Genomic DNA, 17623 nt, shown 5'->3' with positions numbered 1-17623 from the left:
AAGCCGGTTTCAACGCCGTTTGGCCGACGCGCAGCAGATCGTGAACAGGTTCTAAGGCATATTCCTGCCATTTCTCGTTTCGGCTCGCATGTGAATTGAGCTATTCAACAAGGCATCGACATGGACAAGCGGCTCGGACATCATCGGTTATTCGTTTCGACCGTTCGCGCGGGCAGCGCTCGGAAACTTTCAACCAGACTACGGCAAGCAAATCCGGAGCGAGCATGGCTGTTCATTCCGATCTGATCATCTGCGAGCACTGCGACTCGCTTTACCAGCGATTGCCACTGAAGCGGGGCGACGTTGCTCGCTGCGTACGTTGCGGTGCAGTACTCGAACGCGGGCAGCGTTTCAATCTCGAACAGTTGCTGGCACTGACCATTGCTGCGGGCATTCTGTTTATCTTTGCCAATGTGTTTCCGGTCATTCACATCAGTATGCAGGGGCTGAGCAACGAGGCAACGCTCTGGCAGTCAGTGGATGCTCTGGCACAAGGGCGTATCACACTGATCGCTCTAGTGGCTGGTCTGGCCATCATTTTTGCGCCAATGCTGCAGATCGCGTTGCTGAGCTGGGTGTTGGCCTATGCCTATGCAGGGCGTATCGCTCCTGGATTCAAGCTGTGTATGCGCTCGCTGGAACAGTTGCGGCCATGGAGCATGCTTGAGGTTTGCTTGCTCGGTATCCTGGTTTCCATCATCAAGCTGGCCGGTATGGTCAAGGTTGTGCCAGGTGTCGGGTTGTGGGCTATCGCCATGCTGACGGTGCTGATTATCCTGATTGCCGGCAAGGGCATTCAGCGTCTCTGGGACGAGTTGGGAGTTCCAGTCGAATGAACCTACCGCCTTACGCCAGCGAATTGCAGCTCTGTCTTTGCCATACCTGCGGTTATGCCTGCCCAGTCGATGCCCATCGGTGTCCACGCTGTGATTCGATGATCCACCGCCGCAAGCCTGACAGTATTTCCCGAACCTGGGCCTTTCTGGTCGCCAGCCTGATTTTCTATATCCCGGCCAATCTGTTACCGGTGATGTTCACTGACATACTCGGTCACGGTAGCGAAAACACCATCATGAGTGGTGTTCTCGAATTCTGGGAGGCCGGTTCCTGGGATATCGCGTTGGTGATCTTCATTGCCAGCGTGGTCGTGCCGTGCATGAAATTTTCTCTGCTGGCGCTGTTGCTGATTACGTGCCAGCGCCGTAGTCGCTGGGCCATGCGCGAGCGCTCCCGGTTGTTCCGCTTTGTCGAGCTGGTCGGCTACTGGTCGATGCTCGATGTTCTGGTTGTCGCGCTGGTCGCGGCGCTGGTGCAGTTCCGCGCCCTGAGCACCATCGAACCGCGCCTGGGTATTTTATTCTTTGGCCTGGTTGTCGTGCTAACGATGTTCGCCGCCATGAGTTTCGATCCCCGCCTTATCTGGGACGCCGAGGTAGACGATGTCCGATAAATCCCATTCCGATCAGTCACTCGTACCCGGTACGCCGCACATCAGCTCGCGCCGTTTCAGCGCTTCGCTGGTTTGGCTGGTACCGATCGCAGCAGCTTTGATCGGCCTGTCCATGGTAATTCACAGCTGGCTGTCTGCCGGCCCGAAGATCACCGTCAGCTTCGAGACGGCCGAAGGGCTGGAGGCCAACAAAACCAGAGTCAAGTACAAGAACGTCATTATCGGCACGGTAACCGGAATCGGTTTGAGCGATGACCGCAGTCAGGTTAACGCAACCATCGAGCTGGATGCTGCAGCCAAGCCGTTCACGACCGAGGATACGTTGTTCTGGGTGGTGCGCCCGCGTATCGGCGCCAGTGGCGTATCGGGTGTGGATACGCTGTTTTCCGGTGCTTTCATCGGCGCCGATGCCGGGCACTCGGCACAGACCACGAACAAGTTCGTCGGCCTGGAAAGTCCGCCGCCGGTCACTTATGGCGAAAAGGGCAAGCACTTCTTCCTGCATACCGACGACCTGGGGTCGCTGGATATCGGTTCGCCGGTCTACTACCGACGTATCCAGGTCGGTCAGGTGATTTCCTATCAGTTGTCGCCGGACGGCAAGGGAGTCGACCTGCAGATTTTCATCAATTCGCCGAATGATGCCTTTGTCTTCGACGATACCCGCTTCTGGAACGCCAGTGGGATAGATGTCACTGTCGGTGCCAGCGGAGTCAAGGTCGATACTGAGTCGCTTTCCTCGATTCTGGCAGGCGGTATTGCTTTTCGCGAGCCTAACTACACTCCGAACGCGAAGCTGGCCGACGCGAATCAGAAATTCGCCCTGTTCGACGATCAGAAGACCGCGTTGGCCCCTCCGGACGGACCAGCACATTACATTCGCATGCGCTTCGATCAATCCTTGCGTGGGCTCAGCATCAATGCGCCGGTAGAGTTCCTCGGGGTCGAGATCGGCAAGGTCGTGTCGATCGACATGGACTACGACGACAAGACCCAGCATTTTCCCGCTGTGGTTGGTGCGCTGATCTACCCGCAACGTCTGGGCTCCGCTCACGAGAAACTGGTGCGCAAGTTCGGTAAAGATAATGAAGAGCGTTCGGCCCGGTTGCTCCAGTCGTTGATCGAACATGGCCTGCGGGCGCAAGCACGAACCGGCAACGTGCTGACCGGACAGCTCTATATCTCCCTGGATTTCGATTCGACAGCCAAAAAAGTCAAATTCGATGTTGCCGCCAGACCGCTGGAAGTCCCGACAGTCCCTGGCAGTTTCGACAAACTGCAGGAGCAATTGCAGGCGATGGTCGACAAGATCAGCAAGATTCCTATCGATTCCATCGCCAACAACCTGGACGGCAGCCTAAAAGAACTGCAACGGACCATAAAGCAATTCAACAGCGATACGTTGCCACAAATAAACGTGACGCTCGATCAAGCCCGCAAAGCGCTGGAGCGGGCCAGCGAAACTTTTTCGGACCGTTCGCCGGAGCGCCAGCAACTCGGCCAGGCTATGGATGAAGTTCAACGTACTGCCCGTTCTGTGCGCTTGCTGACCGATTTTCTCAGCCGTCATCCTGAATCGCTTATTCGCGGGCGCTCCGCAGACCGTACAACGGAGCCTTTCGATATCCAGATGGAGCCGCAGCAATGACATTTCGATCCGGTTTCATGCTGGTTGCCATCCTGCTGGGTCTGCTGGGTTGCAGTTCGGTAAGCACGCATTACTACACCTTGCTTCCGGCAGCGACAGGAAATTCACCAAAAAATGGCGAAGCAGCCCCATTCCAACTGGAAATATTGCCGGTCCGTGTACCGGTCCAGGTGGATCAACCGCAGATGGTGATCCGCCAGAACAATGGTCGCCTGGCGATTCTGGATAACGATCGCTGGAGCTCGGCGTTGGCGGATGAATTCCAGAGTGCGCTTTCTGATCGGCTGGAGCAGCAACTGGGAATACGCAACCTTTCCGGCCTGCCCAGAGACCCGGATAAACCGGTCATGAGCCTGCGGGCCGATGTAAGGCGCTTTGAGTCGGTTCCTGGTTACTACGCGCTGGTGGATATGGTCTGGAATCTGACTCTGAGCACTTCGGGAGAAAAGCGCCGTAGTCTGAATTGCAGCAGTGTGGTTCGTGAGACAGCCGGGATTGAGCTGAATAGCCTGGTACTGGCTCACCAGCGGGCAATCGAATCACTTGCACAGAGTATTGCCGTTACGGCACGGGCTTGGGCCAGGAATCCGGCGGCAGGCTGTCCTTGACCTTTAATAGTGCAAACCCGCCTGGTCTGGCATCAGCATCAGGCAGCTACTGTACGTTCAGGCGGAGTAACCGCTGCTAACACAGGGATAGGATAGAACCGAACTGACAGAGCTGGTGTTATGCCTGACTTTGCTGTAGCCGTGTGAAGCAAGTGGCAGGTTGAAGACAAAATGTCACACCCAGGGCGAGCATAGTGTATTGTAGGTACCCATAAATTTTTTCCTGATTCGACCTTTTTTACATGGCATCAGGAAAAAGTGCTCAAGTAATCGGAAGCCAAACACGAAATAATATAAAAAACATTAAATATCAAATACTTAAAATCAAAATATATCTTATTAAATAGTGTGAACGTTCAGTCTTGACAGCTGCTATGCGGCTAATTCATGCCTGATATGTAGAAAAGCAACGACAAAAAATAGAAAAGCGAAACGGTCTGAAAATTGCTTTTGGATGCGTAATTTAAAAATTGAAGGCTCGAGCTAAATATGTACTGAGGTGCTGTTTCCAGCATGAGCCTTTTATGGAATCTTTCGAGTACTCACTTTTTCGTGTCGCGACCTATTGCTGTGCGACAAAAGTTTTTAACCCTCCAAACCCTCTATACAAGGAAAATTTAAACTCATGGCTCATCGAATTCTAATCGTTGGCGGTGGAGCTGGCGGGCTGGAACTGGCAACTCGACTTGGCCGCACTCTTGGCAAGCACGGCAAGGCCAAGGTCACTCTGGTCGACAGAGAGCTCACCCACATCTGGAAACCTCTCCTTCATGAAGTGGCTGCCGGTTCGCTGAACACATCGGAAAACGAGCTCAATTACGTTGCTCAAGCCAAGTGGAATAATTTTGAATTCGAGATCGGTACTCTTTGCGGTCTTGATCGGGATGCCAAGCAGATCCACCTTGCTTCCGTGAAAGACGACAAGGGTAATGAGATAGTCGCCAAGCGTGCTTTGGACTATGACACCCTGGTTCTCTCGGTTGGCAGCAGAACCAACGATTTCAACACTCCGGGCGCTGCCGAAAACTGTATTTTCCTGGATAGCCTGGAGCAGGCGATCAACTTCCATAAACTACTGCTCAATCACTATCTCAGTGCTCACTCCAGCCAATCCACCGATGGCAAGATCAGCGTCGCTATCGTCGGTGCTGGCGCAACCGGGGTAGAATTGGCAGCAGAATTACATAATGCAGCGCGCGAACTGGCTGCCTATGGCTTGAAGGGCATTCAGCCTCAGAATATGGATATCACTATCATCGAGGCCGGCCCGAAAGTACTTCCGGCTCTTTCTGATCGCATCAGTAAACCGGTTCACGAAACCCTGGAGAAGCTGGGTATTACTGTACTGACATCCTCTCCAGTAAAAGAAGTCACACCTGAGGGCATGAATACTGTCGATGGCCGGAGCATTCCTGCCAGCCTTAAAGTCTGGGCGGCAGGTGTTCGTGGCCATGAGTTCATGAAAGAATTCGGTGGTTTGGAAACCAATCGAATCGATCAGTTGGTCGTACAGCAGAATCTGCAAACTACCCGCGATGAGAACATCTTTGCCTTTGGCGACTGCGCCGCCTGCCCGTTAGGTGACGGTAGCGAACGCACTGTACCTCCGCGCGCTCAAGCGGCCCATCAACAGGCGTCCCTGCTGGTCAAGTCGATCACCATACGGGTGGAAGGTAAAACCACTCCTTTACCCAACTACAAGTACAAAGACAATGGTTCACTGGTTTCACTTTCGCTCTTCAGTGCAGTAGGTAACCTGATGGGTAACCTCATGGGCGATATCCATGTAGAGGGTTGGCTGGCACGCATGTTCTACATGTCCCTGTACCGCATGCACCAGATGGCCCTTTATGGTGTCATTCGGACAGGCTTGTTGATGGTCAGCGATCGCGTTGGTCGTAGTACAGTGCCTCGTTTGAAGCTGCACTGATTTCATCGCATGTCACGAGCATCGTTCGACGGTGCTCGTGAACGGTAGGGAGGCTAATAGCTGCTACAGCAAAGGTTCTTTCCTTATCATAATCATAAGAAAAACCCTCTAGTGCACTTTATCCGGAAAACGGTAGCTGAGTGGCACAGAGAACATGTCTTGCTATTGGTGGTGCCTGTGGAAACAGGCACCACCGTTCATCTTTCTTCAGCGCTGGTTGAGCCTGGCACAGGACTTGCTCAAAGCTGGATGTCCTGCAAGCAGACCTCACCATAATTGCTGTGTGCATCGCACCATGGTAGCCGGGCCAGCATCGACTTCGGCTACGAAGGTAAAAATAAATTTTCTTGTATTTTTGTAGCAGCAGGTGAGTTCAGTTCACTCCGCTGAAGTTTGTCTTATAACTTAACTTCATAGAGCACTTAAACGTGGACGCGGCGTCGCGACTGGTTGCGGGTCATCGCCATCAAGCGGGAGGAAACGCCCCCGTTCTGCGTCGTAAGCCTTGATCTCACTGGTTTCTATCGAGTAAACCCAGCCATGGATGAATAATTGGCCACTGGATATACGTGAAGCCACGGAAGGGTGAGTACGCAGGTGATCCAACTGAGCGACTACATTTTCCTCGGTCAGAAATCCGAGCTGGCTCTCATGCCCGCATTCATGGTAGTCGTGCTGCGCAACGACCGTTTTGGCCACTTCGGCATGGCGTAGCCAGGCCTTGACGGTTGGCATTCCATCCAGTGACTCTGGGTGAAGGACAGCTTTCATCGCACCGCAATCCGAATGGCCGCAGATAATGATGTGTTTGACGCCGAGCGCCAGTACTGCGTACTCAATGGCAGTTGAAACACCGCCATTCATTTGCCCATAAGGAGGCACTACGTTACCGACGTTACGAGTAACGAACAGATCGCCTGGCGAGCTTTGGGTGATCAATTCGGGAACGATGCGTGAATCGGCACAGGTGATGAACATGGCGCGAGGCGATTGTGCCTTGGCCAGTTTCTTGAACAGTTCCTCCTGCCCAGGAAAGACATCCTGCCGAAAACGTTTGAAGCCATCGATAATCTGCTGCAGATCTCTGGCTGCCGCTTTGTCATCGGAAATAACTCGGGTTTTTTCATCATTCATTGCCTATCCCTCCTCAACCATGGATGGGCCGGTAGTCGGCTTCATCCAGGAGACTGTTTACGTTACGTTTGGATACTTTCCTGGTAATGCCCAAGGGCTGTTATTGCAACAAGCCATACTGTATCCACATTTGACCTTAACCCTAGGTAGCGCACATTAACCCAGGATGAATAAGCCTTTACCGAACAAATGCTTTGAAGATATTTCCAAATTTGAACGAAAATTATTCAGCGAATTTCGGAAATTTGTTTTTCTACAAAAAAAGGAATCGGGACGTTGTAAAAGGCACTATGAAAACATAGCGGCTGCCTAGGGATATCGCTTGTTTGGCAACAAATGACAATATCTTCGAATAGCTTTGATGCTGTATTTTTCGCGAATCTATGCATGAAAAATGCCATTATATTGGCGTCAGGTTAGAAATATTTTCAAATAATAAATAATCCTCCTCCTTCCTGTACGAGGTGGGAGAGTGATACGACAGGAAAACTTTCAAGTGATAGCCTGCTTTATCGAAGGCAGCAAGTTTCGCAATATATTGAAAGCATGACGAAGATTTAGGCAGGTGATCATGAATCTGCGTGAGCAAGAAGGCAGTATGAGCTGAGAATGGTTACCAGGCTTACCGTTTAGCTTGGCCGTGCAGGATCATCTGGCTGCCATACAGCTCAACTGATCGAGCTGTTGTTCGATATCGATGCGAGCGGTCAAGATCTGCTGCTATTGGAAGGGCATATCCAGTGACCGATTGGATTATGCTGCAAGCAAGATCCGGAAAAGGTTGAGCGCTAGTTCCTGAAGGGCTATCTAACCCTTACCGTTTGCCCCAAAGATGAAAGCACTCTTCTGTGGTCGAGTGAACGAGCTCCCTGAAACATAGGTGGATTTCATGAGTAAAAATAAACCTAATGTTCCTTATAGCCAGCGTGAGCAGGGTTATCGGGAAAAAGCATTGAAAATGTATCCCTGGGTCTGCGGCCGTTGCAGCCGAGAATTTTCCGGTAAACGACTCAGTGAATTGACAGTGCATCATAAAGATCACAACCACGATAACAATCCAGCAGACGGATCGAACTGGGAATTACTCTGCCTGTATTGCCATGACAACGAACATTCGCGTTATACGGATAACCAGTATTTTGGTGAAATTAAACCGGGTAGTGACCAGGGGCCGAAAACGGTGTTCAAGGCATTTGCCGGACTTGGAGATTTGCTCAAGAAAAGCGAATAAACGAGTAGAAACAGCGTCACCTGATTAGATTGGTTTCTGGTGATTGCAGGTGCTGGTGCAATACGGTATCAGGTTGGAATAGACATATGATCGAATTATTCGCCGCCAGGCTTGGGCATTTCCCTTGTGCGAGAGAGATGCAGTGCTTTTATTAAGTACAAGCACTGAATTGCGCTGAATCTTCGTAGTGAGGCGGATTGCGGTTCAGGCTGGCAAGCAGTACTGAGCTAGCTCGTGCCAAGAGATCACAGTATTTTGCTGAAACGCTCAGGCGTTGTATCTGGTTATTGTAATCGCTGGGTATCGGGGATAGGTCTTTGCCCCGGGAGGCCCGGGGCAAAGATATTATTACTACTGAGGAAGTGAATGCTTGTTGATCAACCTAGTAGCAGCTGAGTTCGAAAAATTATTCCGTAGCCCAGAGCCATGAGTAGCCAGCCTAACAGCGGGTGGAACACCAGCCGCCAGATTAGAGCAAGTGGATCGAAACCGAGTCCATGGATGAATCCGCTGGAAATGCCAAGCATCACCAGCATCAGAAGGCCGTGGCTGTAAGAGCCATCGGCATTCAACATAGATGCTGGATGAAGTAGCAGAACCAGTGCCAAAGGCGTGGCCAGTAATAGCGATAGAGCGCGACTCCAGCGGCTTTTCAGCAGGCGGCTGTCAACTATCACCCCTTATTCCTCGTCAAGTTTACCGTTGGTTTCTTGCCAGAGAGCATTCATGACACCCATGCTGCAGGCAAACAGAATGCCGAGAACCCAAGCTAAATACCACATTATCTATTCCTTGGCCCCTTGAAGGAGCAGTAGATGAAAGGGGCCGGTGTGTGAATTACTCCACACACCGGCTCAGCTCAATAGAGGCTGTGTGAGTTGGCTTCGATGTTCTTGTTGGTGAGTCTGCCCCACATGCTCATGTAGCACCATGCGGTATAACCGAGAACGATCGGCACCCAGATGATAGCGGCTACTGTCATAACACCCAGGGTCTTTTTACTGGACACCGCATCCCACATGGTGAGACTGGAGGCCGGATCGATAGACGATGGGAATATGAAGGGGAACAGCGCAAAGCCGGCGGTACAAATAGTGCCTGTAATCGCCAAGCTGGTGCCAGCGAAAGTCAGATTGGCACGGTTCAGATGAGCACCTACGAAGGCTAGTACACCGCCTGCCAGACCCGCCAGCGGAGCGAGCTGAGTAATGGGATAGCGCACGTAGTTTGCTTGCCAGCCACCATTATCCGCAGTGACAGTCTTGCTTAGAGGGTTCAATACGCCGTTGGGATCGAAGCTGCTGCTAATGTTATAGCCGTCTACGCCCAGCACCAGCCACAGGCCGGCAAGGAAGAAGCAGGCTACGAACACTGCCGAACAAATTTTGACTGCTTGGCGCGAACGCTCATGCAGGGCTTCATCCGTACGTAACATCAGCCAGGATCCGCCGTGAGCGCTGAGCATGCTCAGGCTAACTACACCGGCGATCAGGGCAAAGGGATGCAGCAGGCTAAAGAAGGAACCTTCGAAGGACGTGCGCATTGTTTCGTCAAGACGGAACGGCAGTCCGAGGAAGAGGTTGCCGAACGCTACGCCGAACAACAAGGCAGGCAGAGCTCCACCGACGAATAGTGCCCAATCCCATATGTCACGCCATTTCTTGTTTTCCAGTTTGCTACGGTAGTCGAAGCCGACCGGCCGGAAGAACAAGCCGAACAATACCAGGAGCATGGCCCAGTACAAGCCGGAGAAGGCTGTAGCATAGGCCATAGGCCAGGCAGCAAACAGGGCTCCACCCGCAGTAATGAGCCATACTTGGTTGCCATCCCAGTGGGGAGCGATGGTATTGATGGCTACGCGGCGCTCATTGTCGGTTTTACCAACGAAAGGCATCAGGGCCATGGCCCCCATGTCAAAACCATCGGTAAGGGCAAGGCCAATCAGCAACACACCGACCAGCACCCACCAGATCACTTTTAATGTTTCGTAATCGAACATGGTTGCTTCCTCAAGCGTTGGCTGGTTGTTCGCTGTTTTTATCCAGCGGATTGGTGGTTGATTCGCCATGACCGGTTGAGCCGGCAAGCTTCTCGAAGTGGTAACGACCAGTATGGAGGCTGGATGGGCCAAGCTTCGAGAAGCGAATCATCAGGTACATTTCAACCACGAGCAGAGCGGTGTAGAACGCAATCAGTGCGATGAGCGAGCCCCACAGATCACCAGTAGAAAGGCTGGAAGCCGACAGATGGGTAGGTAGTACTTCACCGATGGTCCAGGGTTGACGGCCGTGCTCGGCTACGAACCAGCCGGTCTGGGTAGCAACCCAGGGTAGTGGCAGGCTGTAAAAGGCAAATCTAAGCAACCATGGCTTATGCTCCATATCGCCACGAGCCGAGGCCCAGATAGCGCAGATAAACAGAACCAGCATGATTACACCGGAGCCGACCATGGCACGGAAAGCCCAGAACATGCTCGGGACATGCGGAACAGTATCCAGCGAGGCCTTCTTGATTTGCTCTTCGTTGGCGTCTACCACCTTGGAAGTGTACTTTTTCAACAGCAGACCATAGCCAAGGTCTTTCTTGACGTCGTCGAATGCAGCAATGGTTTGCTCGCTCTTGTCTCCAGCGCGAATTTGCTCCAGGAGACCATAAGCGACCATGCCATTACGGATACGACCCTCGTTTTCGGCGATCAGATCTTTGAGACCAGGAACTTGCTCGTCTATCGAGCGAGTGGCGATCAGACCCAGTGCCCATGGGATTCTTACCGCATAGTCAGTGCGTTGTTCTGCTTCATTCGGAAAGCCAAACAGAGTGAAGGAAGCAGGAGCCGGATGGGTTTCCCATTCGGATTCGATCGCTGCGAGTTTGACTTTTTGCACTTCACCCACTTCGTAGCCAGATTCATCACCTAGCAGCAGCACGGAGAGAACGGACGCCATGCCGAAACCAGCAGCAATGGTGAAAGAGCGACGAGCAAATCCCAGATCACGTTTCTTCAGCATGTAGTAGCTGGAGATAGCCAGTACGAATACGGCACCCGTTACGTAGCCGGAAGCAACTGTGTGAACGAATTTTACTTGGGCAACTGGGTTGAACAGCAGGGCGCCAAAGTCGACCAACTCCATCCGCATGGTCTCGAAGTTGAACTCTGCGCCAACCGGATGTTGCATCCAGCCATTAGCGATAAGAATCCAGAGAGCGGAGAGGTTGGAACCAAGAGCCACCAGCCAGGTAACGGCCAAATGTTGACCCTTCGACAGACGATCCCAACCGAAGAAGAACAGACCGATGAAGGTGGACTCCAGGAAGAAGGCCATCAATCCCTCAATCGCCAACGGAGCACCAAAGATGTCGCCGACATAGTGGGAATAATAGGCCCAGTTGGTTCCGAATTGGAACTCCATGGTCAGTCCGGTGGTCACACCTAGGGCAAAGTTGATACCAAACAGCTTACCCCAGAACTTGACCATGTCTTTGTAGACCTGTTTTCCGGTCATTACATAGACGGTTTCCATGGTTGCAAGAATAAAGGTCATCCCAAGGGTAAGCGGGACGAATAAAAAGTGGTAAAGCGCTGTCATCGCGAACTGTAGTCGCGATAAATCAACTACATCTTCCGAAATCATTTCGGTGGCTCCTCATCATCAACACGCAGGGGCTGTGATTGTGGTTCGATTGTCCCGAGCAGCCGTTCGTTTACCCGTACACTTCCATTCACCGGTGAAGTTGGCTCAGTGAACCAGATCATTTTGATGGCAATCAAAATGACCAGTTTTATTGCCAGAACAATCGCTAATTCCCGGACCAGGGGAATTCGCCAGTGCGAGGTCGTGCTGGGTTTCGACATCTCGGCATACTCCTGACTTTCGAACAGTAATCACAATTCGTAGCAACGACATCAAACTTTATTGACGCAGATCATGCTAGTGACGCATGGTCGCAGGTCTCTTCGTTTACTTCCTTGACGCTGGGGTTCTTCAGGTTCTCTTATTGTCTGTTGGATAATCGTTATAGCAGTCTCTGGATTTGCGCCAGCCGCCCCAATTTAGGGCAATTAATCCCCTGATACATCTGGGCGTTATTGTTAGGCAAGTTTTAGGCCGATATTCATGTATTCATGATCAATGCATGTGCCTTGCTGGGCGGATGTATCCATTCTTGGCTGGCGCTCTTGCAGTGAGGGTGCGATTGATCGCTAACCTCTGGCTATGAGAAGACTCCAGAATGATTTGGGGTGACGCAAAGGATTTTCTTAATGGCCCACAAAAGCGCATCGACGAACTGTTGTCGTTCTTTCGCGGGGAAGCTTAGCGATGCCGCTTCGTATGTCTGTAGTGGGGTTTTATGTTGAGTTTGAATAATGTGGCATTTCTGCTTGCCGAAATGCTCAAGGTGGGGAATACGTAGCAGAGGAATATCGCCATAATGGCTGGCTTGCACTTTCTACCTAAGGCACTTGTGCTGTTTTTGTACGCGAGAGATAAGCGAACTCGATTAGGGGGGGAGCGATAAGCCCTGGGAATGCGTCGAGTAATCAAAAGATTGCAAAAACTGGCGGTGAGGGAGGGATTCGAACCCTCGATACGGTTTCCCGTATACACGCTTTCCAGGCGTGCTCCTTCAACCGCTCGGACACCTCACCAGTCTCGAAGAGCATCTGGCCCTCCGAGGCGCGCCAATATAGTGGAATGGGCTCTTGAAAGCAAAATATTTTTTAGCCTTTTCATGTGTTTATTAAATGCAACATAAAAATAGATAGTGATGGCACGGTAGTAGTCCTTTCATGTGGGAAATATATGCCATTCACTTGGGTACCCCAGCCGACTGCATATACATCAAAGGCCCGATGTTTTTTCAATGAATCCGATCTGTTGAATGCTTTGTGATTCAGCATGGATGCGCAGTTGTACTTTCTGCTTGCAGTTCGAGAGCACGAAACTCTCAAAGCTTCACATTGGCTGCTCATGCTTCTTGGGGCGACAAATTTTTCTTGGGTCGTCCATTCCCGATTGCACAGGGTTTACACTGGATAACCTGCCGCACCATGGTGCGTGTTTCTCTTAATTTCAATCAGTGCCGCATTTCAGGAGACCCTGATGTCCGCTTCGAATATCCCGGTAGAACGGGCCGATTTCGACAAGGTGATCGTTCCCACTTTCGCTCCCGCTGCCTTTATTCCGGTTCGAGGGCTGGGTTCCCGGGTCTGGGACCAGGGTGGTCGTGAACTGGTGGATCTCACTAGCGGTATTGCAGTGAATGCGCTTGGTCATGCTCATCCGGCGTTGATCGAGGCATTGACCGAGCAGGCCGGCAAGCTCTGGCATATTTCCAATATCTTTACCAACGAGCCGGCACTGCGTTTGGCGACGAAGCTGGTCGCCGCGACGTTTGCCGAGCGGGTGTTCTTCGCCAATTCGGGAGCTGAAGCCAATGAAGCGGCATTCAAGTTGGCGCGGCGCTATGCACATAATCTCTATGGCCCAGAGAAATACGAAATCATTTCGGCCCTGAATAGCTTTCATGGCCGTACGCTTTTTACTGTGACAATTGGTGGTCAAGCCAAGTATTCCGATGGTTTCGGGCCGAAGATCCAGGGTATAACCCATGTGCCTTACAACGATCTTGCAGCCCTGAAGGCGGTAATTTCGGACAAGACCTGTGCCGTGGTGCTCGAGCCGATCCAGGGTGAGGGGGGAGTGCTACCGGCCGAGCGCGCCTATCTGGAGGGTGCCCGCGAGCTGTGTGATGCGAATAATGCACTATTGATTTTCGATGAAGTGCAGTGTGGCATGGGGCGTAGCGGTTCGCTATTTGCCTATATGGATTACGGTGTGACACCGGATATTCTGACCAGTGCCAAGGGCCTGGGCGGTGGTTTTCCTATCGGCGCGATGCTAACTACTGAAGCTGCGGCGAAGCAGTTCAGTGTCGGTGTCCATGGTACGACGTTCGGTGGCAATCCCCTTGCTTGTGCCGTTGCCGAGAGGGTTCTGGATATCGTCAATACACCCGAAATCTTGCAGGGTGTTAAAGCCAGGCATGAGCGCTTTAAATCGCATCTGAATACACTTAATGAGCGCTATGGCATTTTCACTCAGATTCGTGGTGCGGGCCTGTTGATCGGTTGCGTACTGGCCGATGCATGGAAGGGGCGCGCCAAGGATTTCTTCGATGCTGCCGAGAAGGAAGCCCTGATGATCCTGCAGGCCGGGCCTGATGTGCTGCGTTTTACGCCCAGCCTGACCATTGATGAAGCTGATATCGACGAGGGTATGATGCGTTTCGAGCGGGCCGTCGCACGTGTAGTGAATGGCTGAGTAGTGGAAATCGATTGGCACGAGCGGTGGGTTCGTGCCGTATATCATGTGTTGTCCTGTATCTGCATGGGGAGTCGCGAGATGAGTGATGATTTGCAACTGATCGTGGAGCATGACGACGGAAGCGAAGAGCACCTGAGTTGCAGCCGTATGGCGATTGTCTGGCAAGGGCGCGAGCTCTGGATCCAGCAGGGCGACTTTGATCAATTGCTGATCGGAGTGGATGACGAGCAGGGCGATGTCGAATATGCCAATCTGCTGATGCGCCCCATGGCTACCAATCTGGTCAGTCTACAGTTGGAGTTCGAGCCGCACGAGGATGAGCATGTTCATGGGGCGGACTGTGATCACGAGCACTGATTGGGTTAACGAATGCACTTTGCTGAAGGTGCCTGGCTGTCGTCCTTTTTCGTAGGCTAGAGAAGACGACAGCCTGACAAGGCCTTCAGCTATTGGTGCGACCGTTTCCGCTGTTGCGGCCTGGGTTGACGTCCTGCCTTACGGGGTTAGTGACTGGAGTCGTACCTGGCAAGGTTTCCAGAGCGGAAAGCGGATCAGTGATGATTCCGGATTCTGCATGGGTCTCCGGGTTTCTTATCCGTCCCTTGGTGTTTGCGCCAATGCCGGTATCAATACTGCTGCGCGCCGGATTCTGCTGCAGACCAAGACCATGTTCGGCGTCCATCGAGCCGACTCCCAGATACTCGGGTTCGAGTGTCTGGTTGCGTCGGCCACGCAGTTCGTTGAGTGCCTGCTTGGCTCTACAGTGACCGGTCAAGCCACGTGTCAGTGCAGCACCGCCCAGTGCCAGCTCCAACAGTCCCCCCAAGCCACCGCGTCGTAGTCCTTTACCGATGAACAGTAGACCACCGGCGAGTGAAGCGGTACGTTCCCAGCCATGTACATTGTGTTCGGTAGCGTTGTTGGAAAGTGGATTTTTCATCGAATTTCCTCCTGCGTTTCATTAGCTGACTGTCCGCAAGCGAATTCCGTTCACGCCGCAGGTCGGATAGGGTGTGGTCTTGCAAGGTATTGATTCAACTATTATCTAGCGCAAGCACTTTAAGCAGAAATGCATATTCCAGTGCCACGTCGTGCAGGGCCTGGTAGCGACCACTCATCCCGCCGTGACCAGCGGAGAATTCAGTCTTGAGTAGCATTGACTTGCCATTGCTACGAGTGGCTCGCAGTTTGGCTATCCACTTCGCTGCCTCCCAGTACTGCACCCTACTGTCGTGATAGCCAGCTACAGCAAGCAGGGCTGGATAAGCCTGGGCGCGGACATTTTCGTAGGGGGCATAGGACTTGATGCGTTCGCGAGCTTCGGGTTGGTTCGGATCACCCCATTCGTCGTATTCGGTGACAGTCAATGGCAGATCGGGATTTTCCATGGTGTTAAGCACGTCGACGAAGGGTACTTCAGCGATTGCCGCACCGAACAGTTCCGGGCGCATATTGATTACCGCGCCGATCAACAAGCCGCCAGCACTGCCACCACTGATGGCCAGGCATTCAGGGGCAGTGTAGCCCGCTTCGATCAAGGCTTCGGCACAGGCGATGAAATCCTTGAAGGTATTCGGTTTGTGTTCCAGTTTGCCGGCGCGATACCAAGCTTCACCCAGATCGCCGCCGCCGCGGACATGAGCGATGGCAAAGATGAATCCGCGCTCCAGCAATGACAGGCGTGCATGTGAAAACCAAGGGTCTAGGCTATGTCCGTAGGCACCGTAGCCATAGAGGTAGAGCGGGGCGGGTTTGCCGAAGGTCCCGCGGCGGGCGACTAGGCTGATGGGGACCTGGACACCATCCGGAGCGTTGATCCAGATACGTCGGCTCTCGTAATCATCGGCATTGAAAGGGCCTTCTACCGGTGTTTCCTTTAGCACTTGTTGAGCACCATCGGCCAAATTCAATTGGCGAATCTGGGCCGGACGGTTGAGCGATTCGTAGCGTAGGCGGATTACCGGGCTATCGAATTCCAGGTGGAGTGCCTGCAGACTGTAGACGGCATCCGGTAGCTGTACGCGATAGGGTGAGCCACTTTGCGGGCGAACTTCGATGATCGTCAGGCCATTTTCTCGTAGGGTAAGCGTGATGGCATTGGCATTCAGGCTTGCATCTTCCAGCATGACTTGCGGATTGTGTGCAAGCAGCTCCTGCCAATGACTGCGCTCGGGGTGTTGTTCTGGAGCCTTGTAGAGTGCGAAATTCATACCGGCCTGGTTGCTGCGGATCAGCCAGCACCATTGGCCCTCATGAAGGCCATGATCGGGCGCGTATTCGTGCTCTTCCTCGCGCGGTGCCAGGCAGATCCACTGATTCTGTGGCTGATCTGCCGCTAGCACCCAGGCTTCGCTGGTGGTCTTGCTACCGGACAATATCACCAGTTGGTGTTCGGAGCTGGTGCGGTAGCAATGCACGAAGAAGCGCCCATCTTCTTCATGAAAGACTTCCGTACTGCCGATTTCGCCCAGACAATGGCGATGGATGCGATGCGGGCGATGGGTTTCGTCCAGTTCGCCGAAGAAAAGCGTCTGGTTGTCATTGGCCCAGGTCATGCTTCCGTCGCAGTTTTCGAAAGGCAGTGCTTCGAGAGTGCCACGGTCGAGATCCTTGACGTACAGCCGATAAATTTCATCGCCCTGGGTATCGGTGCTGTAGGCAAGCTTGCTTTGGTCCGGGCTGATGCTGATGGTGCCAAGCGAGAGGAAGCCGCCCTGGGCCAGCTCGTTGAGATCCAGCAGTAGCTGTTCTGCTTTTTCGTCGACTGCCAGTGAACTGTCTGCCGGTTTGGGGCAACGGTAATAGCGAGGATACTCGTCGCCGGCCGTAGTACGTCGATAATAGAGCCAGAAACCTTTGGGCGAGGGTAGTGACAGGTCGGTCTCGCGGATACGTCCCTTGATTTCCTGGAACAGCGTCTCGCGCAGTTCGGCCTGCCCGGCGAGTTCGGCTTCGAGATAAGTGTTTTCCGCCCGGAGATAGGCGAGAACTTCGGGAGCGTCCCGCTGTTCCAGCCAACGGTACGGATCGTCCTGGCTGTCGTCGACTCGGGCGATGGGGGCTGCGGGCATACAGGTCTCCAGATGGGGCGGTGGATGGATTTCATGGCTGCCGCGGAGGCATTCTGGTTTCTGGTCGCGAATTTTCGAAAGTGCCGGGCAGTGTATAGATGTGTGCTGGGTTTTCGTCATTGACGTAGTACCTGCTCAGGCAGTTCCGTGCAGTAGGGTTGTCGCATTGGCTGGCTGTACTCGTAGCGATCCGGATCGCACTGTGGTCGATTGACAAGTGATGGC

The 17623-nt window shown here is 52.9% G+C and carries 15 protein-coding genes, 1 tRNA gene and 1 pseudogene; 8 read left to right on the top strand and 9 right to left on the bottom strand.

The genetic code is table 11. The features are described from left to right. Positions 1-224 precede the first annotated feature (224 nt). The 5 genes from FHR87_RS00640 (at position 225) to FHR87_RS00620 (ending at position 5636) form a co-directional block, all read left to right on the top strand. The gene (locus tag FHR87_RS00640; protein WP_183164765.1) at positions 225-836 is read left to right on the top strand and encodes a paraquat-inducible protein A; all 612 of its coding nucleotides are present in this window, start codon (positions 225-227) and stop codon (positions 834-836) included. After that, positions 833-1450, top strand: coding sequence for a paraquat-inducible protein A (locus FHR87_RS00635; protein WP_183164764.1), 618 nt, complete (start codon positions 833-835; stop codon positions 1448-1450). Before FHR87_RS00640 ends, FHR87_RS00635 begins: the two co-directional genes overlap by 4 nt. Then, positions 1440-3098, top strand: a complete 1659-nt coding sequence (locus FHR87_RS00630; protein ID WP_183164763.1) for a PqiB family protein — start codon at positions 1440-1442, stop codon at positions 3096-3098. Before FHR87_RS00635 ends, FHR87_RS00630 begins: the two co-directional genes overlap by 11 nt. Next, positions 3095-3706: a PqiC family protein gene (locus FHR87_RS00625; protein WP_183164762.1), complete on the top strand. Its 612-nt coding sequence runs from the start codon at positions 3095-3097 to the stop codon at positions 3704-3706. Before FHR87_RS00630 ends, FHR87_RS00625 begins: the two co-directional genes overlap by 4 nt. 625 nt (positions 3707-4331) lie before the next feature. Continuing rightward, positions 4332-5636 carry an NAD(P)/FAD-dependent oxidoreductase gene (locus tag FHR87_RS00620; protein ID WP_183164761.1) on the top strand — a complete coding sequence of 435 codons (1305 nt, stop codon included), beginning with the start codon at positions 4332-4334 and terminating at the stop codon, positions 5634-5636. Positions 5637-6047: 411 nt separating this feature from the next. Here the strand turns inward: FHR87_RS00620 and FHR87_RS00615 are convergent, their stop codons facing one another. After that, on the bottom strand, positions 6048-6770 hold the full coding sequence (locus tag FHR87_RS00615) for a carbonic anhydrase (RefSeq protein ID WP_183164760.1): 723 nt from the start codon (positions 6768-6770) through the stop codon (positions 6048-6050). Positions 6771-7659: 889 nt separating this feature from the next. Between FHR87_RS00615 and FHR87_RS00610 the strand changes: the two genes are divergently transcribed. Further along, positions 7660-8001 carry a YajD family HNH nuclease gene (locus FHR87_RS00610; protein ID WP_183164759.1) on the top strand — a complete coding sequence of 114 codons (342 nt, stop codon included), beginning with the start codon at positions 7660-7662 and terminating at the stop codon, positions 7999-8001. A gap of 377 nt (positions 8002-8378) precedes the next feature. Here the strand turns inward: FHR87_RS00610 and FHR87_RS00605 are convergent, their stop codons facing one another. The 6 genes from FHR87_RS00605 to FHR87_RS00580 all read right to left on the bottom strand — a co-directional run bounded on the left by FHR87_RS00605 (position 8379) and on the right by FHR87_RS00580 (position 12649). Further along, the gene (locus FHR87_RS00605; RefSeq protein ID WP_183164758.1) at positions 8379-8678 is read right to left on the bottom strand and encodes a cyd operon YbgE family protein; all 300 of its coding nucleotides are present in this window, start codon (positions 8676-8678) and stop codon (positions 8379-8381) included. 3 nt (positions 8679-8681) lie between these two features. Beyond that, positions 8682-8783, bottom strand: coding sequence for a cytochrome bd-I oxidase subunit CydX (gene cydX / locus FHR87_RS00600; protein ID WP_183164757.1), 102 nt, complete (start codon positions 8781-8783; stop codon positions 8682-8684). 77 nt (positions 8784-8860) lie between these two features. After that, positions 8861-10000, bottom strand: coding sequence for a cytochrome d ubiquinol oxidase subunit II (cydB, locus tag FHR87_RS00595; RefSeq protein ID WP_183164756.1), 1140 nt, complete (start codon positions 9998-10000; stop codon positions 8861-8863). A 10-nt stretch (positions 10001-10010) separates the two neighbouring features. Beyond that, positions 10011-11633 (bottom strand): cytochrome ubiquinol oxidase subunit I, encoded by a 1623-nt coding sequence (locus FHR87_RS00590; RefSeq protein WP_183164755.1) that lies wholly within the window; start codon positions 11631-11633, stop codon positions 10011-10013. Continuing rightward, entirely contained in the window at positions 11630-11854 is a 225-nt protein-coding gene (gene cydP, locus FHR87_RS00585) for a cytochrome oxidase putative small subunit CydP (protein WP_183164754.1), read from the bottom strand. The genes FHR87_RS00590 and cydP overlap by 4 nt, the downstream gene beginning before the upstream one ends. 705 nt (positions 11855-12559) lie before the next feature. Next, positions 12560-12649: transfer RNA gene (locus FHR87_RS00580), tRNA-Ser, on the bottom strand. A 454-nt stretch (positions 12650-13103) separates the two neighbouring features. Here FHR87_RS00580 and FHR87_RS00575 point away from each other — a divergent pair. Together FHR87_RS00575 and FHR87_RS00570 are read left to right on the top strand one after the other, a co-directional pair. Next, complete coding sequence (locus FHR87_RS00575) at positions 13104-14324, top strand: aspartate aminotransferase family protein (protein WP_183164753.1); 1221 nt, start codon at positions 13104-13106, stop codon at positions 14322-14324. 81 nt (positions 14325-14405) lie between these two features. Beyond that, positions 14406-14684 (top strand): topoisomerase II, encoded by a 279-nt coding sequence (locus tag FHR87_RS00570; RefSeq protein ID WP_183164752.1) that lies wholly within the window; start codon positions 14406-14408, stop codon positions 14682-14684. Positions 14685-15060: 376 nt separating this feature from the next. Here FHR87_RS00570 and FHR87_RS19055 read toward each other — a convergent pair. Both FHR87_RS19055 and FHR87_RS00560 read right to left on the bottom strand, forming a co-directional pair. After that, positions 15061-15267 (bottom strand): annotated as a pseudogene (locus FHR87_RS19055) (DUF2892 domain-containing protein); the annotation flags it as partial. Positions 15268-15361: 94 nt separating this feature from the next. Continuing rightward, positions 15362-17398, bottom strand: a complete 2037-nt coding sequence (locus FHR87_RS00560; protein WP_183164750.1) for a S9 family peptidase — start codon at positions 17396-17398, stop codon at positions 15362-15364. Between the last annotated feature and the right edge of the window lie 225 nt (positions 17399-17623).

The organism is Azomonas macrocytogenes (genome assembly GCF_014191985.1).
In the GTDB taxonomy this organism is placed as follows: domain Bacteria; phylum Pseudomonadota; class Gammaproteobacteria; order Pseudomonadales; family Pseudomonadaceae; genus Azomonas; species Azomonas macrocytogenes.
The sequence above is the reverse complement of the archived record's forward strand: the minus strand, read 5'-3'. Positions and strand labels throughout refer to the sequence as shown.

What these genes read in the sequence shown, in the direction of transcription:
- FHR87_RS00640 (WP_183164765.1), top strand. Translation starts at nt 225, where the DNA reads ATGGCTGTTCATTCCGATCTGATCATCTGCGAGCACTGCGACTCGCTT.
- FHR87_RS00635 (WP_183164764.1), top strand. Translation starts at nt 833, where the DNA reads ATGAACCTACCGCCTTACGCCAGCGAATTGCAGCTCTGTCTTTGCCAT.
- FHR87_RS00630 (WP_183164763.1), top strand. Translation starts at nt 1,440, where the DNA reads ATGTCCGATAAATCCCATTCCGATCAGTCACTCGTACCCGGTACGCCG.
- FHR87_RS00625 (WP_183164762.1), top strand. Translation starts at nt 3,095, where the DNA reads ATGACATTTCGATCCGGTTTCATGCTGGTTGCCATCCTGCTGGGTCTG.
- FHR87_RS00620 (WP_183164761.1), top strand. Translation starts at nt 4,332, where the DNA reads ATGGCTCATCGAATTCTAATCGTTGGCGGTGGAGCTGGCGGGCTGGAA.
- FHR87_RS00615 (WP_183164760.1), bottom strand. Translation starts at nt 6,770, where the DNA reads ATGAATGATGAAAAAACCCGAGTTATTTCCGATGACAAAGCGGCAGCC.
- FHR87_RS00610 (WP_183164759.1), top strand. Translation starts at nt 7,660, where the DNA reads ATGAGTAAAAATAAACCTAATGTTCCTTATAGCCAGCGTGAGCAGGGT.
- cydX (WP_183164757.1), bottom strand. Translation starts at nt 8,783, where the DNA reads ATGTGGTATTTAGCTTGGGTTCTCGGCATTCTGTTTGCCTGCAGCATG.
- cydB (WP_183164756.1), bottom strand. Translation starts at nt 10,000, where the DNA reads ATGTTCGATTACGAAACATTAAAAGTGATCTGGTGGGTGCTGGTCGGT.
- FHR87_RS00590 (WP_183164755.1), bottom strand. Translation starts at nt 11,633, where the DNA reads ATGATTTCGGAAGATGTAGTTGATTTATCGCGACTACAGTTCGCGATG.
- cydP (WP_183164754.1), bottom strand. Translation starts at nt 11,854, where the DNA reads ATGTCGAAACCCAGCACGACCTCGCACTGGCGAATTCCCCTGGTCCGG.
- FHR87_RS00575 (WP_183164753.1), top strand. Translation starts at nt 13,104, where the DNA reads ATGTCCGCTTCGAATATCCCGGTAGAACGGGCCGATTTCGACAAGGTG.
- FHR87_RS00570 (WP_183164752.1), top strand. Translation starts at nt 14,406, where the DNA reads ATGAGTGATGATTTGCAACTGATCGTGGAGCATGACGACGGAAGCGAA.
- FHR87_RS00560 (WP_183164750.1), bottom strand. Translation starts at nt 17,398, where the DNA reads ATGCCCGCAGCCCCCATCGCCCGAGTCGACGACAGCCAGGACGATCCG.